Raw genomic sequence first — 13,892 nt, forward strand, 5'->3', positions numbered from 1 at the left:
GGGACACCATCATGAACGTACGTACGCGCACGCTGATCGCCGCCGCTCTGGCCCTGGGCATCGCGTCCGGCCCGGCGGTCGCCGCCCAGGCCGCGCCGGTTCAGGCCGCGCCGGTTCAGGCCGGTCCGGTCCGGGCCGCACCGGCGGGTGCCGCGGCACCCGCGTTCTCCACGCCGCCCGACGCGGCGGCGCTGGAGCGGGCCATCGCCGGCCTGGGCGCCCATCACCCGGACGCCACGGCCGCGCTGGTCCGGGTGGGCGGCACGAGCGGCGTCTGGCGGGGCCACTCCGGTGTCGCGGACGTCCGCAGCGGGCGCGAGGCGATCGAGGACGCCCGGTTCCGGGCCGGTTCGGTGACGAAGACCTTCACCGCCGCCGTGGTGCTCCAGCTGGCCGCCGAGGGGCGGCTGGATCTGGACCGGCCTGTGCAGGAGTACCTCCCCGGGCTGCTGCCCGGGGGGCCGGGCGGCTTCGAGCCCGTCTCCGTACGCCAGTTGCTGAACTACACGAGCGGCCTGCGGTTGCCGGACGGGCCCGAAGTCCCCTTCGCGGACGTGTACGCCCACCGATTCGACGTGGTGGACCCGCGGGCGCTGATCGCCGAGGCGGTGGCCGCGGGGCCCGAGTTCCGGCCCGGCGAGAAGCAGCGCTACAGCAACATCCACTACACGGTCCTGGGCGTGCTGATCGAGAAGGTGACGGGGACGACGTACGAGAGGGCGGTGTCGGAGCGGATCATCAAACCGCTGGGTCTGCACCACACTTCGTTCCCGGCGCGCACCCAGAACCGGATACCGGGCCCGTACAACCACGGGTACCAGGCGGTGCCGAAGGCCGGCGGGGGCAGCTCGCTGGTGGACGTGACGGAGTGGAACTCCACGTCCAACTGGGCGGCCGGGGACCTCATATCGACCACGGCGGACCTGGAGCGGTTCACGGTGGCGCTGTTCGGCGGCAAGGTCGTCCCGAAGGCGCAGCTGGAGGAGATGTTCACCGTGCCCGACGTCCTCGACGCCAAGACCGGTGCGCATGCGGTCCAGACGGCCGGCCTGAAGGCGTTCGAGCTGAAGGACGGGACGGTGGTGTACGGCAAGACGGGGGGCCGCTACGGCTACAACACGGTGATCGGCGGGACCCGCGACCTCTCCCGCACCCTCGTGTACTCGGTGAACTCCCTCGATGCCAAGGGCGACGACATGAACAAGGTGGCCCTGGGCATCGTGGGGGCGGCCTTCGCCAAGTAGCGGGGCGCCCCCCCTTCAGGCGGGCAGCGCTTCCAACCGCTTGATCATGCGACGCAGGGCCAGCAGGGGGATCACTCCGAAGACGCCGAACGACATGTCGATCAGTGACCACCCGATGGGGATCCCGCGTATCGGTCCGCAGATCAGTGCCAGCGGGATGATCCCGAGGCAGGCGATCATGCCGGCCTCGACGATCCAGATGTTGCGGACGGGGTCGCGGTGGACGCCGTAGAAGAAGACCGCGATCACCAGGTGGGCGAAGGCGAGCCAGTCGGTGCCGTAGAGGAGGAAGGGGTAGTCGGCGTCGGCCCGGTCCAGTCCGTCGCCCACGCGCCGCAGCCAGTCGTTGCCCACCAGGGAGTTGGCCCAGTGGAGTTCGGTGACCAGGGGGAAGGCGGTGAGCCCGCTGAGGACCAGGCAGACGACGAACAGCAACAGCCAGGCACGGATCCGCCGTTGAAGGGCGCTTCTCTCGCTCATGGGAGAAGCCTACGCCCAGAACTGAACACGTTCAGCCAATTTCCTGAACGCGTTCAGTGCGGCGTGGTCGGGGCGGGCGGCCCCGGTCAGAGGCCGACGATGGCGTTCCAGCGCTTGGCGAAGGACGCCCGCTCGGCCGAGGAGATGTCCCGGGCCACGACGAGCCGCTTGCGCATCTCGTCGTCGGGGAAGATCAGCGGGTTCTCGGCCAGCTCGGCGGTCTCCTTGTCCGGGGAGGCGGCCAGCACCTCGCGGGCGGCGGGCACCGGGCACACGTAGTTGACCGAGGCGGCGAGCTGCGCCGCCACCGCGGGGTCGTAGTAGTAGTCGACGAGGGCCTCGGCATTGGCCTTGTGCCGGGCGAGGTTGGGGACGAGCAGGCTCTCCGCCCAGAGCTCGGCGCCCTCCTCGGGGACCACGAACCGGATGTCGGGGTTGTCGGCCTGGAGCTGGATGACGTCGCCGGAGTAGGCCTGGCAGGCCAGGACGTCGCCCTTGCTCAGATCGGAGGTGTAGTCGTTGCCGGTGAAGCGGCGGATGTGCTTCTTCTTCACCATGCTCTCGACCCGGTCGCACATCCGGTGGAACTCGGACTCGGTCCACCGCGTGACGTCGACGCCTTCGCCCTGCATCAGGAGGGCGAAGGACTCGTCGAGGCCGGAGAAGAGCGTCACCTTGCCCGCCAGGTCGGGCTGCCAGAGGTCCCTGACGGACTTGATCTCCCGGCCCAGGGCCTTGCGGTTGTAGGCGATGCCGGTGATCCCCGACTGCCAGGGGACGGTGTGCAGCCGGCCCTCGTCGAAGGCGGGGGAGCGCAGCTGGGGGTCGAGGTACCGGGAGACGTTGGCCTGCGCCGGGCGGTCCATCCTCTGGGCCCAGCCCAGGTGGACGAAGCGGGCGGCCATCCAGTCGCTGACCACCACGAGGTCGTGGCCGGTCGACTGGTGGTTCATCAGGGCCGGGCTGACCTTGCCGAAGAACTCGTCGTTGTCGTTGATCTCCTCGGTGTACCGGACCTCGATCCCGGTCTTCTCGGTGAAGGCGTCCAGGGTCGGGCGGCTCTCCTCGTCCTCGTCGTCGGTGTCGATGTAGAGCGGCCAGTTGGAGAAGGCGACGCTCTGGTCCCGGTCCGAGAGGTCCTGGCCCTGCCGCCGGGCCTCCGGAACGTAGGCGGCGGGCACACCGCAGCCGGTGAGGGCGGTCAGCAGGCCCGCGGCACCGAGGCCGCGCAGCGCGGCGCGGCGGGAGAAGGCGAGTTCAGGCATGGGCAAAGCCTCGGCCAACGCGAAGGGGCGGGCAATAGACAAGATGTCTACTGCCCGCCCCTTCAGCGGCCTGCGGTGATCAGTGCGCGCCCGCCGGAACGGCGGCGTCTGCTGATCAGCCGTCGAGCGAGGTCATCACGTGCTTGATGCGGGTGTAGTCCTCGAAGCCGTAGGCGGAGAGGTCTTTGCCGTAGCCGGACTTCTTGAAGCCGCCGTGGGGCATCTCGGCGACGAGCGGGATGTGGGTGTTGATCCACACGCAGCCGAAGTCGAGGTTCTTGGACATCCGCATCGCGCGGCCGTGGTCCTTGGTCCACACGGAGGAGGCGAGGGCGAACTCGACGCCGTTCGCGTACTCCAGGGCCTGGGCCTCGTCCGTGAAGGACTGGACGGTGATGACGGGGCCGAAGACCTCGTTCTGGATGATCTCGTCGTCCTGCTTCAGGCCCGAGACCACGGTCGGGGCGTAGAAGTAGCCCTTGTCGCCGACCTGGTGGCCGCCCGCCTCGACCTTGGCGTGGGCGGGGAGGCGCTCGATGAAGCCCGCGACCTGCTTGAGCTGGTTCGGGTTGTTCAGCGGGCCGTACAGCACGTCCTCGTCGTCCGGCCGGCCCGTCTTGGTCTCGGCGGCGGCCTTGGCGAGCGCGGCCACGAACTCGTCGTGGATCGACTCGTGCACGAGCACGCGGCAGGCGGCGGTGCAGTCCTGGCCCGCGTTGAAGTAGCCCGCGACCGCGATGTCCTCGACGGCCTTGGCGATGTCGGCGTCGGCGAAGACCACGGCCGGGGCCTTGCCGCCCAGCTCCAGGTGGACGCGCTTGACGTCCTTCGAGGCGCTCTCGGCGACCTGCATGCCCGCGCGCACCGAGCCGGTGATGGAGGCCATCGCCGGGGTGGAGTGCTCGACCATGGCCCGGCCGGTCTCGCGGTCGCCGCACACGACGTTGAAGACGCCCTTGGGCAGGACCGAGTCGATGATCTCCGCCATCAGGACGGTCGAGGCCGGGGTGGTGTCCGAGGGCTTGAGGACGACGGTGTTGCCCGCGGCGATCGCCGGGGCGAACTTCCACACGGCCATCATCATCGGGTAGTTCCACGGCGCGACCTGGGCGCAGACGCCGACCGGCTCACGGCGGATGATCGAGGTCATCCCCTCCATGTACTCGCCGGCCGAGCGGCCCTCCAGCAGGCGCGCGGCGCCCGCGAAGAAGCGGATCTGGTCCACCATCGGCGGCAGCTCCTCGCTGGCCGTCAGGCCCAGCGGCTTGCCGGTGTTCTCCGACTCGGCGGCGACCAGCTCGTCCGCGCGCGCCTCGAAGGCGTCCGCGATCTTGAGGAGGGCCTTCTGCCGCTCGGAGGGGGTGGTGTCGCGCCAGCCCGGGAAGGCGGCAGCGGCGGCGGCCATGGCGGCGTCCACGTCGGCCTGGCCCGACAGCGGAGCGGTCGCGTACACCTCGCCGGTGGCGGGATTGACCACCTCGGTGGTCCGCCCGTCGGCGGCGTCCTTGAACTCCCCGCCGATGTAGTTGCGCAGACGACGCAGTTCGGTGGTCACTCCAGCCACTCTCCTGATCACATGTCCAACGATTGAGACGACCTCCCAAGCCTAGCCCCTCGCCCGACGCTTTCGACAGAGCCGGACGCCACGAACTGCGAAATCCGTGTAATCCGAGATCCGGAACAACGGATTTCATCGTCAACGGGTTGCGGAACAGACGACTCCTCGTGCACAGTGTGGTCGTGGTCAGTCGAAGCGCAGATTCCAGGAACAGACAACCGTCCCCTTCGGTCGATGCTGTGTCCCTGGCGATCATCGAGCAACTGCAGGAGGACGGTCGCCGTCCCTATGCATCGATCGGCAAGGCCGTGGGCCTCTCCGAAGCAGCCGTCCGCCAGCGCGTACAGAAGCTGCTGGACCAGGGCGTCATGCAGATCGTCGCCGTCACCGACCCGCTCACCGTGGGCCTGCGACGCCAGGCCATGGTCGGCATCAACGTCGAGGGCGACCTCGACCCGGTGGCCGATGCGCTGACCTCCATGGCCGAGTGCGAGTACGTCGTGATGACGGCCGGGTCGTTCGACCTGATGGTGGAAATCGTCTGCGAGGACGACGACCACCTGCTCGAAACGATCAACAAGAAGATCCGCACGCTCCCCGGCGTGCGATCAACCGAAAGCTTCGTTTACCTGAAGCTGAAGAAGCAGACCTACATGTGGGGAACCCGATAACCGTGAGCCAGGACCTCTCCAAGACCGCGTACGACCACCTGTGGATGCACTTCACCCGCATGTCGTCCTACGAGAACTCGCCCGTACCCACCATCGTGCGGGGCGAGGGCACCTACATCTGGGACGACAAGGGCAAGCGCTACCTGGACGGTCTCGCCGGACTGTTCGTGGTCAACGCCGGTCACGGCCGCAAGGAGCTGGCCGAGGTCGCCTACAAGCAGGCCCAGGAACTCGCGTTCTTCCCCATCTGGTCGTACGCGCACCCCAAGGCCGTGGAGCTCGCCGAGCGCCTCGCCCACTACGCCCCCGGCGACCTGAACAAGGTCTTCTTCACCACCGGTGGCGGCGAGGCCGTCGAGACCGCCTGGAAGCTCGCCAAGCAGTACTTCAAGCTGCAGGGCAAGCACACCAAGTACAAGGTCATCTCGCGTGCGGTCGCCTACCACGGCACCCCGCAGGGCGCCCTGTCCATCACCGGCCTGCCGGCCCTGAAGGCCCCCTTCGAGCCGCTGGTCCCCGGCGCCCACAAGGTGCCGAACACCAACATCTACCGCGCCCCGATCTTCGGCGACGACCCGGAGGCCTACGGCCGCTGGTGTGCCGACCAGATCGAGCAGGAGATCCTCTTCGAGGGCGCCGACACCGTCGCCGCCGTCTTCCTGGAGCCGGTGCAGAACGCCGGCGGCTGCTTCCCGCCGCCGCCCGGGTACTTCCAGCGGGTCCGCGAGATCTGCGACGAGTACGACGTGCTCCTCGTCTCCGACGAGACGATCTGCGCGTTCGGCCGCCTCGGCACCATGTTCGCCTGTGACAAGTTCGACTACGTCCCGGACATGATCACCTGCGCCAAGGGCATGACCTCGGGCTACTCCCCGATCGGCGCCTGCATCATCTCGGACCGCCTCGCGGAGCCCTTCTACAAGGGCGACAACACCTTCCTGCACGGCTACACCTTCGGCGGACACCCGGTGTCCTCCGCGGTGGCCCTGGCCAACCTCGACATCTTCGACAAGGAAGGCCTGAACCAGCACGTGCTGGACCAGGAGGGCAACTTCTTCAACACCCTGAAGAAGCTGCACGACCTGCCGATCGTCGGCGACGTCCGCGGCAACGGCTTCTTCTACGGCATCGAGCTCGTGAAGGACAAGGTCACCAAGGAGTCCTTCACGGACGAGGAGACGGAGCGCGTGCTCTACGGCTTCCTCTCCAAGGCGCTCTTCGAGAACGGCCTGTACTGCCGTGCCGACGACCGTGGCGACCCGGTCATCCAGCTGGCGCCGCCGCTGATCGCGGACCAGGGCACCTTCGACGAGATCGAAGGAATCCTGCGCTCGGTGCTCACCGAGGCCTGGACCAAGCTCTAAGCCCCAATAGTCCGATCACATGGCCCGGATCCTCCGTTCGAGTGAGAACGCGGGGGTCCGGGCCGTGTGCTGTCACCATCCAAGACGTTCATCTCTTTACATCTCAGTGCGGCGCCAGTGACCGAAGGGGCTCCGCTTCGTTCCCCCGGACGGAGGTGTACGCCATGGTGGCTCCATCGGACAGTGCCCCGGACCATGCCCCACAGGACGGCGACCTGCTCTGGGCGCGGTCCCTGCACTACTCCCACAGCGGCTCCCCCGGCCTCATCGGGGTCTCCGCCGGAGTGCGCCAGGGCGAGATCCTGGCCGTGACCGGCCCGCGCGGCAGCGGGAAGACCACCCTGCTGCGCTGTCTGACCGGACAGCTGGTGCCCGAACAGGGCGAGGTCTGCTTCGACGGCCTCCCCGTCCACACCCTGCGCACCGCGCTCCGCGAGCGGCTGCGCCGCGACCGGTTCGCCTGGCTCGGACCCGAGCCGCAGCTGCTGCCCGAGCTCAAGGTGTGGGAGAACGTGGCCCTGCCGCTGCTGCTCTGCGGCGCCCCGGGCCGCACCGCCCGCCAGGCCGCCTGCGCCTGGCTGGACCGCCTCGACATCGGCGGCTTCGCCCGCAAGCGCCCCGGCGCCCTGAACCGGGCCGAATGCCAGCGGGTGGCCCTCGCCCGGGCCCTGGTCGGGGAGCCCGCGGTGCTCTTCGCCGACGAGCCGACCGCCCCGCTGCACCGCGCCGAGCGCGCCCTGCTGCTCCGGACGCTGACCACCGCCGCCCGATCGCACGGGATCACCGTGGTGGTGGCCACCCACGACGAGGAAACCGCCGCCGCGGCCGACCGTACGCTGGCCCTGCTCGACGGCCGCCCCGCCACGACCGCGACCGCGGCCGACGGCTCCCCCCGGACGACGGAGGACCAGGCCGCGTGCTCGCTCTCCGCCTAGCCCGCGGCTCCCGCCCCGCGGTCCAGCTGCGCCGACTGCTCGTCGCGGCCGCCTCCGCCGGTACCGGGTTCCTGCTGCTCTACGTCCTCGCGGAGGCCATGGCGCGGCCCGCCGGATCGCTGCCGCAGCTGCTGTGGGCCCTGGTGCCGCTCGCCGCCACCGTCCAGTTCGCGGTGGCCGTCGCCCGCACCGACCCGGCGACACTGCCCCGCGCGGGGCTCGACGCCGTCGGGCTGGGACCCGTACGGCTCACCCTGGTCGGCGCGGTCTCCACCGCCGTCGCCTGCACCCTGGGCAGCCTCGTGGCCCTCGCCGCGTTCCTGCACCTGCGGGGCGACGTCGTCGGCCTCCCCTTCGACGGCGCCGGAGCCCGGCTGCTCCACGCCGACCAGCCGCTGCCGGTGGCCGGCGCACTCACCCTGCTGGCCCTGATCCCGCTCACGGCCTCCGCCGCCACCGTCCTCACCTTGCGGCCCCGCCCGCCGATGGCCGGAATCACCCCGCAGGCCGGGGTGCCCTGGGGGGTGGCGCTCGCCGCCTGCGGGCTCACCGCCCTGGCCTACGCCGGCCCGCGCGGGGCGGCCCTCCCGGCCGGCTGGGTCCTGATCGCGGCGGGGCTGGCCCTCGCCGGACCGGGGCTGGCCTACGCCTGCGGAACCCTGGTGCAGGCCGCCCGCCCGGGCGCGCTGCGGCTGCTGGCCGGGCGGGCCCTCCAGGAGGAGGCGCCCCGGCTCGGCCGCCCCCTCGGGGTGCTGTGCGCCGTCGGCGCGGCCGCGCTCACCTCCGTGGCCCTGCGCGACCAGGGCGGACCCCTCACCCCGCTCGGGCCGCTGACGGCACCCGCCGCCGCGCTCGTCGCCCTGTGCGCGGCCGCGACCCTTCTCACATCGGCCGCCGAATCCCGCCGGTCCCGCTCCGCCGCCCGGGCGGCCCTGCTCGACCTGGGAACCCCGGGAACGGTGCTGCGTACGGCCGTGACGCTGCGGGCCACCGCCCTGCTCGCCGTGTGCCTCCCGCTCAGCTGGGGTGTGGCGCAGCTGACGTCCCTGGCGTTGACCCGCTGAGGTGACCAGCCCTTAGTGTGGGCCGAATGGTCAACGCAGACATCGAGATCGAGACGCTCGCCGAATTCGACCGGGTCGCCGCCCGGGGCTCACTGAGCGGCTACCGCATCCAGTCGCTCAACCTGCTAGAACGGACCTTCGCCCTGCTGTCCGCCGACACCTCCGCGGCCGTCTTCCTCGGCTGCGCGATGGAGCCCGACGCCTCGGCGAAGGTCCGCGCGGACGGCGCGCTCGTCTTCCCGCCCGTGCCGGACCTGCCGTTCGACCCGTACCGGGGCCTGCTCTACACGCCGGACGAACTGTTCGCCGGTCTCGCCGACGGCTACGAGTGCACCCCGGACGCCCAGGCGTACGCCTGGTTCCAGGAGACCAAGGCCGACGGCGACGTCTTCTCCTCGATGCTGCGCTCCATCCACGACGACGCCGTCTCCGACGCCCTCGACGAGCACCTCGCCGGCGCCCGCGTGGTCGGCGTGATGGGCGGCCACGCGATGGCCCGCGGCGGCGCCGGGTACCGGGGCGCGGCCGAGCTCGGCCGGGCGCTGTCCCGGTCGGGGCTGACGGTCGCCACTGGTGGCGGCCCGGGCGCGATGGAGGCCGCCAACCTCGGCGCCTACCTGGCGCCCGCCCCCGACGAGGCCCTCACCGAGGCGCTGGAGCTGCTGGCGAAGGTGCCGTCCTTCGCCCCGTCCGTCTCCGAGTGGGCGCGCGCCGCCTTCGCCGTACGGGAACGCTGGCCCGCGGGCGGCGACTCCGTCGGCATCCCGACCTGGTTCTACGGGCACGAGCCGCCGAACGCCTTCGCCGGCCAGATCGCCAAGTACTTCGCGAACGCCACCCGCGAGGACGGCCTCCTCGCCCGCTCCACGGCGGGCGTGGTGTTCCTGCCGGGCGCGGCGGGCACGGTGCAGGAGATATTCGACAACGCGACGCCCAACTACTACGCGTCGCGCTCCGAGCCGACGCCGATGGTCCTGGTCGGCCGCGCCCACTGGACGGATCACCTGCCCGCATGGCCCCTGCTCCAGGCCCTGGCGCGCGGCCGCGCGATGGAGTCCCGGATCGCGCTGGTGGACTCGGTGGACGAGGCTGCGGACGTGCTCGCCGCAATGCGCTGACTCCCGCAGGCAACTTCCGGGGCCGTTCACACGTCTGGCAGAGGTACCGCAAAACCTGCCAGACGTGAACGGAGCCCTCTGTGCTCATAGGCCTGCTGACCGCTGTCGCGGCGTCCATCTGTTACGGCACGGGATCCGTCCTGCAAGCCGTGGGCTCGCGCCGGGCCGCCCGGATGTCCCCCGCCGCCGCCGGGGTCACCGCGCACGGCGGACCGAACCTGAGCTCCACCGCCAAGGCCGCGATGACCTGGGAGTTCATCGTCGGCACGATCCTCGACTTCGTGGGGTTCGGGCTGGGTGCGCTGGCCGCGCGGATGCTGCCGCTGTTCCTGTCCCAGACGGTCATCAGCGCCAACCTGGTCATCACGGCCGTACTGAGCGTGAAGATGCTCGGGATCCGGCTGACGCGCAAGGAGTGGACCTCCATCGGCGTGGTCTGCGCGGCGCTGGTGCTGCTGGCCACGGCCGCCGGCCACGAGGGCGGCCACCACGCCCCGATGTCCACGCACTGGTGGCTGCTGGGCGTGACGGCGCTGATCATCGTCGGCGGCACGGTGGCCGTACGGTTCCTCGGTGCCCGGGCCGCGATCCTGGCGGGCCTGCTGTCGGGTCTGGCCTTCGGCGCCCTGGGCGTCGGGGTGCGCGTCCTGAACGGCGTGGAGCCCTTCGACCTGGGCACGCTGCTCGTGGACCCGGCCCTCTACGCGATCGTGCTGGCCGGGGCCGGCGGCATGTACCTGCACACCGTCGCCCTCCAGATCGGCTCCGTGAACGGCGCCACGGCGGCGCTGGTCGTCGGCGAGACGGTGCTTCCTGGCGCCATCGGCGTGCTCTGGCTCGGGGACGCCTCCCGGCCCGGCCTGGCCTGGCTGGCCGTGCTCGGCTTCGTCCTGGCCGTCACGGGCGCGGTGGCGGTGGCCTGGTACGGCAACCACGACGGGGCCGAGGCCCCGGCGGAGGAACCGGTTCCGGCACCGGTGGCCTGACCCGGCCCGCCGGCCCGGGCGAGCGGCCGCGGGCCCGCCCCCTCGTTCACCCCCACGGGTGTGCGGGGTGGCGGGCCCGCGGCCGTTGGCGCTTGCTGGGTGCATGGAGACCACCACCGCCCGGATGGAAACGCCGCGTGCCGCGGGGGCGGCGGGAGTCGTCTTCGCGCTGCTGCTGGCCGCCGCGATCGTGCTCATGCGGTACGCGATCCCGTCGGGGGACGCCGCCCACGCCCCGGTGGCTTCCGACCGGCGCTGGGCGGTGCGCACGGCGCTGGAGATCGTGCCGTTCTCCGGGATCTTCTTCCTGTGGTTCATGGGCGCCCTGCGCGCGCACACCGGGGACGCCGAGGACCGGTTCGTCGCCACCGTCTTCCTGGGCAGCGGGTTCGTCTTCGCCGCCACCCTGTACGTCTCCGCCGCCGCCGCGGGCAGCGTCCTCCAGGAGAGCACGGCGCCCTCCGGCTTCGGCCGCTCCTTCGCGTACGCGCTGCTGACCACGTACGGGATGCGCATGGCGGCCGTGTTCGTCTTCGCGACCTCGACGATCGGCAGGCGGCTCGGCGTCTTCCCGCGCCCGCTGACGCTGCTGGGTTACGTGGTGGGGCTGGTGCTGCTCCTGACGGGATCCAGCGTGCCCTGGTGCGAGATGTTCTTCCCGGCCTGGGCGCTCGCCGTCAGCCTGTACATCCTGCGGGCGAGCCGGCGGCGGTAGTGCTCCCGGCAGGCGACCCCCGCCCGGCGCGTGCATGCTGGAAGTCGGGGGTGACGGGGGTGATCGGGCCACGGAAAGGCTGATGCCTCATGAGGCTTGTCGTCGACCTCAACCGCTGCCAGGGCTACGCGCAGTGCGCCTTCCTGGCCCCCGCCGTGTTCTCGATGCACGGTGACGAAGCCCTGCTGTACGACCCGAACCCGGCCACGGACGGGGATGCGGGCGACGAGCTGCGCGAGAACGTCGCACGGGCCGTGGCCGCCTGTCCGGTACGGGCGATCCTGCTGGAGCTGTCGGACGGCCATGCGAGTGACGCACCGGGAGGCGGGTCATGAGCGGCGACGGCAGCCTGGACCGGCTCAAGCGCGAGGGGCGCATCGTCGTCGTCGGCGCCTCGCTGGCGGGCCTGAGAGCCGCCGAGACCATGCGGGACAAGGGGTTCGCCGGCTCCCTGACGATGATCGGCGACGAACCGTACGAGCCCTACGACCGGCCCCCGCTGTCCAAGCAGGTGCTGCTGGGCCGTGCCACCCCGGACCGCACGGCCCTCCCCCGCCGCCGGCACATCGACGCGAAGTGGCGGCTGGGGGTCCCCGCGAACGGCCTGGACATGGCGGCCCGCGTGGTCCGCCTCGCCGACGGGGACGAGGTGGAGTACGACCGCCTGCTGATCGCCACCGGCGTACGGGCGCGCCCCTGGCCGAAGGCCGACGAGGCCGCGCTGGACGGCGTGTTCGTGCTGCGCACCCGGGACGACGCCGCCGCCCTGGAGCACAAGCTGGCGGCCGGCCCCCGCCGGGTGCTGGTGATCGGCGCCGGATTCACCGGCTCCGAGATCGCCTCGGCCTGCCGGGAACGCGACCTGCCCGTCACGGTCGCCGAGCGCGCCTCGGCGCCGCTGGTCGGCGCCCTGGGCGGGGTCATCGGCGAGGTGGCGGCCGCGATGCACCGCGAGCACGGGGTGGACCTGCGCACGGGGATCATGGTGACCGGGCTGGAGGGCGATGCCACCGGACGGGTGCGCGCGGCGCACCTCTCCGACGGCACGACCCTGGAGGCGGACGTCGTGGTCGTCTCCCTCGGGGCCATGCGCAACACCGAATGGCTGGCCGGGTCCGGGCTGGGCGCCGGCCCCCGCGGCATCGCCTGCGACGCGGGCTGCCGGGCCTTCGACATCCGCGGCATCGTCACCGACGACATCTACGTGGCGGGTGACGTGGCACGCTCCCCGCACGCCCTGTTCGGCTACCAGTTCCTGTCCCTGGAGCACTGGGGCAACGCGGTCGCCCAGGCGGAGACGGCGGCGCACAACATGCTCAGCGAGAGCGCCGACCGCCGCCCCCACATGTGGGTGCCGGCGTTCTGGTCCTCCCAGTTCGGCGTGAACATCAAGTCGGTCGGAGTGCCGTCGATGGGCACGGAGATCCTCATCGCCCAGGGCTCGCGCGACGAGCACCGGTTCACCGGCGTGTACGGGTACCAGGGACGCGTGATCGGCGCCGTCACCTTCGACCAGTCCCGCTGGCTGCAGTTCTACCAGCGGCTCATCGAGGAGACCGCGCCCTTCCCGCCGACGTTCGAGACGCTGGACCGCAGGGCGGACGGACACCAGCCGCTGCCCGCCGACTTCCCGGACCCGTCGGTGCCCACGCACGGCCCGACCATCACGCTCACCGGCTATTCGCCGGCCGACCGGCGGATGACGTTCACCCCCGCGCACCACTGACCCGGACGCGCCCTCCACCGAGGAGCACGAGGAGCACGAGGATCTCTCATGACTCAAGACTTCCTGCGGCAGATCTTGGACTACTCCAACCGGGCCGACCCGTACCCGCTCTACAAGGAGCTCCGCAAGACGCCGGTCTACCACGTCGGCAGCGGTCCGTTCGTCGTCAGCACGTACTACGAGATACAGGCCCTGCTCCACGATCCGCGGATCAGCTCCGACTCCCGCAACCTGGCCCCGACGGCGAGCGACCCGCTGGCCGAGCCGGGCGAGAATGAGGAAACGGTCCTGCCGCCGTCCTTCCTCAAGCTGGACCCGCCCGAGCACGACCGGCTGCGCCGCATGACGAACCGGCCGTTCGGGCCGCCGCACTCCCCGCACCGCGTCCACGACATGCGCGGCGAGCTCGGCGGCATCGTCTCCGGGCTGATCGACGGCATCGCCGAGAACGGGAACGCGGACCAGATCGACCTGGTCGAGGAGTTCTCGTACCCCTTCCCCGTGACCGTGATCTGCCGGCTGCTGGGCATACCGAGCGAGGACGAGCCGAAGTTCCACGTCTGGGCGGACATCCTCGCGGCGAGCCTGGACCCGGATCCGGACGCCGACCCAGCCGAGCGCGAGAAGCGCACGCACGACACCCGCATGGAACTCGGCATGTACCTGGCCGGGCTGATCGACGAGCGCCGCAAGAACCCCACCGGCGACATGCTCTCGGAGCTGGCCACCGGGCACGGGCCGGACGGCAGCATGACCACCATGGAGG

Annotated in this window: 13 protein-coding genes and 1 pseudogene; 11 read left to right on the top strand and 3 right to left on the bottom strand. The window is 71.3% G+C overall.

The features are described 5' to 3' along the window. Nucleotides 1-11 precede the first annotated feature (11 nt). The gene (locus ACFV0Q_RS02445; protein ID WP_384999237.1) at nucleotides 12-1,244 is read left to right on the top strand and encodes a serine hydrolase domain-containing protein; all 1,233 of its coding nucleotides are present in this window, start codon (nucleotides 12-14) and stop codon (nucleotides 1,242-1,244) included. A gap of 15 nt (nucleotides 1,245-1,259) precedes the next feature. Here ACFV0Q_RS02445 and ACFV0Q_RS02450 read toward each other — a convergent pair whose 3' ends face one another. The 3 genes from ACFV0Q_RS02450 to ACFV0Q_RS02460 form a co-directional block, all read right to left on the bottom strand. Then, nucleotides 1,260-1,724: a hypothetical protein gene (locus ACFV0Q_RS02450; RefSeq protein ID WP_384999240.1), complete on the bottom strand. Its 465-nt coding sequence runs from the start codon at nucleotides 1,722-1,724 to the stop codon at nucleotides 1,260-1,262. Between the two features lie 86 nt (nucleotides 1,725-1,810). Continuing rightward, the gene (locus ACFV0Q_RS02455) at nucleotides 1,811-2,989 is read right to left on the bottom strand and encodes a PotD/PotF family extracellular solute-binding protein (protein ID WP_384999243.1); all 1,179 of its coding nucleotides are present in this window, start codon (nucleotides 2,987-2,989) and stop codon (nucleotides 1,811-1,813) included. A gap of 115 nt (nucleotides 2,990-3,104) precedes the next feature. Beyond that, nucleotides 3,105-4,544 carry a gamma-aminobutyraldehyde dehydrogenase gene (locus tag ACFV0Q_RS02460; RefSeq protein WP_384999246.1) on the bottom strand — a complete coding sequence of 480 codons (1,440 nt, stop codon included), beginning with the start codon at nucleotides 4,542-4,544 and terminating at the stop codon, nucleotides 3,105-3,107. A gap of 170 nt (nucleotides 4,545-4,714) precedes the next feature. Here ACFV0Q_RS02460 and ACFV0Q_RS02465 point away from each other — a divergent pair, with 170 nt between their 5' ends. The 10 genes and pseudogenes from ACFV0Q_RS02465 to ACFV0Q_RS02510 all read left to right on the top strand — a co-directional run. Continuing rightward, nucleotides 4,715-5,218 (top strand): Lrp/AsnC family transcriptional regulator, encoded by a 504-nt coding sequence (locus tag ACFV0Q_RS02465; protein ID WP_266573672.1) that lies wholly within the window; start codon nucleotides 4,715-4,717, stop codon nucleotides 5,216-5,218. Beyond that, nucleotides 5,203-6,582: an aspartate aminotransferase family protein gene (locus ACFV0Q_RS02470; RefSeq protein ID WP_031144108.1), complete on the top strand. Its 1,380-nt coding sequence runs from the start codon at nucleotides 5,203-5,205 to the stop codon at nucleotides 6,580-6,582. The genes ACFV0Q_RS02465 and ACFV0Q_RS02470 overlap by 16 nt, the downstream gene beginning before the upstream one ends. 164 nt (nucleotides 6,583-6,746) lie before the next feature. Next, nucleotides 6,747-7,517 carry an ABC transporter ATP-binding protein gene (locus tag ACFV0Q_RS02475; protein WP_384999248.1) on the top strand — a complete coding sequence of 257 codons (771 nt, stop codon included), beginning with the start codon at nucleotides 6,747-6,749 and terminating at the stop codon, nucleotides 7,515-7,517. Next, nucleotides 7,499-8,581, top strand: a complete 1,083-nt coding sequence (locus ACFV0Q_RS02480) for a hypothetical protein (protein ID WP_384999251.1) — start codon at nucleotides 7,499-7,501, stop codon at nucleotides 8,579-8,581. Before ACFV0Q_RS02475 ends, ACFV0Q_RS02480 begins: the two co-directional genes overlap by 19 nt. A gap of 26 nt (nucleotides 8,582-8,607) precedes the next feature. Further along, nucleotides 8,608-9,699, top strand: a complete 1,092-nt coding sequence (locus ACFV0Q_RS02485; protein ID WP_384999254.1) for an LOG family protein — start codon at nucleotides 8,608-8,610, stop codon at nucleotides 9,697-9,699. Nucleotides 9,700-9,779: 80 nt separating this feature from the next. After that, complete coding sequence (locus tag ACFV0Q_RS02490; protein ID WP_384999257.1) at nucleotides 9,780-10,685, top strand: hypothetical protein; 906 nt, start codon at nucleotides 9,780-9,782, stop codon at nucleotides 10,683-10,685. 103 nt (nucleotides 10,686-10,788) lie between these two features. Further along, nucleotides 10,789-11,400 (top strand): hypothetical protein, encoded by a 612-nt coding sequence (locus ACFV0Q_RS02495; RefSeq protein WP_384999260.1) that lies wholly within the window; start codon nucleotides 10,789-10,791, stop codon nucleotides 11,398-11,400. Nucleotides 11,401-11,489: 89 nt separating this feature from the next. Beyond that, nucleotides 11,490-11,735, top strand: coding sequence for a ferredoxin (locus tag ACFV0Q_RS02500; protein WP_384999263.1), 246 nt, complete (start codon nucleotides 11,490-11,492; stop codon nucleotides 11,733-11,735). Then, nucleotides 11,732-13,126 (top strand): NAD(P)/FAD-dependent oxidoreductase, encoded by a 1,395-nt coding sequence (locus tag ACFV0Q_RS02505; protein WP_384999266.1) that lies wholly within the window; start codon nucleotides 11,732-11,734, stop codon nucleotides 13,124-13,126. Before ACFV0Q_RS02500 ends, ACFV0Q_RS02505 begins: the two co-directional genes overlap by 4 nt. Before the next feature lie 48 nt (nucleotides 13,127-13,174). Further along, nucleotides 13,175-13,892 (top strand): annotated as a pseudogene (locus ACFV0Q_RS02510) (cytochrome P450); the annotation flags it as partial.

It is taken from the genome of Streptomyces sp. NPDC059564, from assembly GCF_042735575.1.
Taxonomy (GTDB): domain Bacteria; phylum Actinomycetota; class Actinomycetes; order Streptomycetales; family Streptomycetaceae; genus Streptomyces.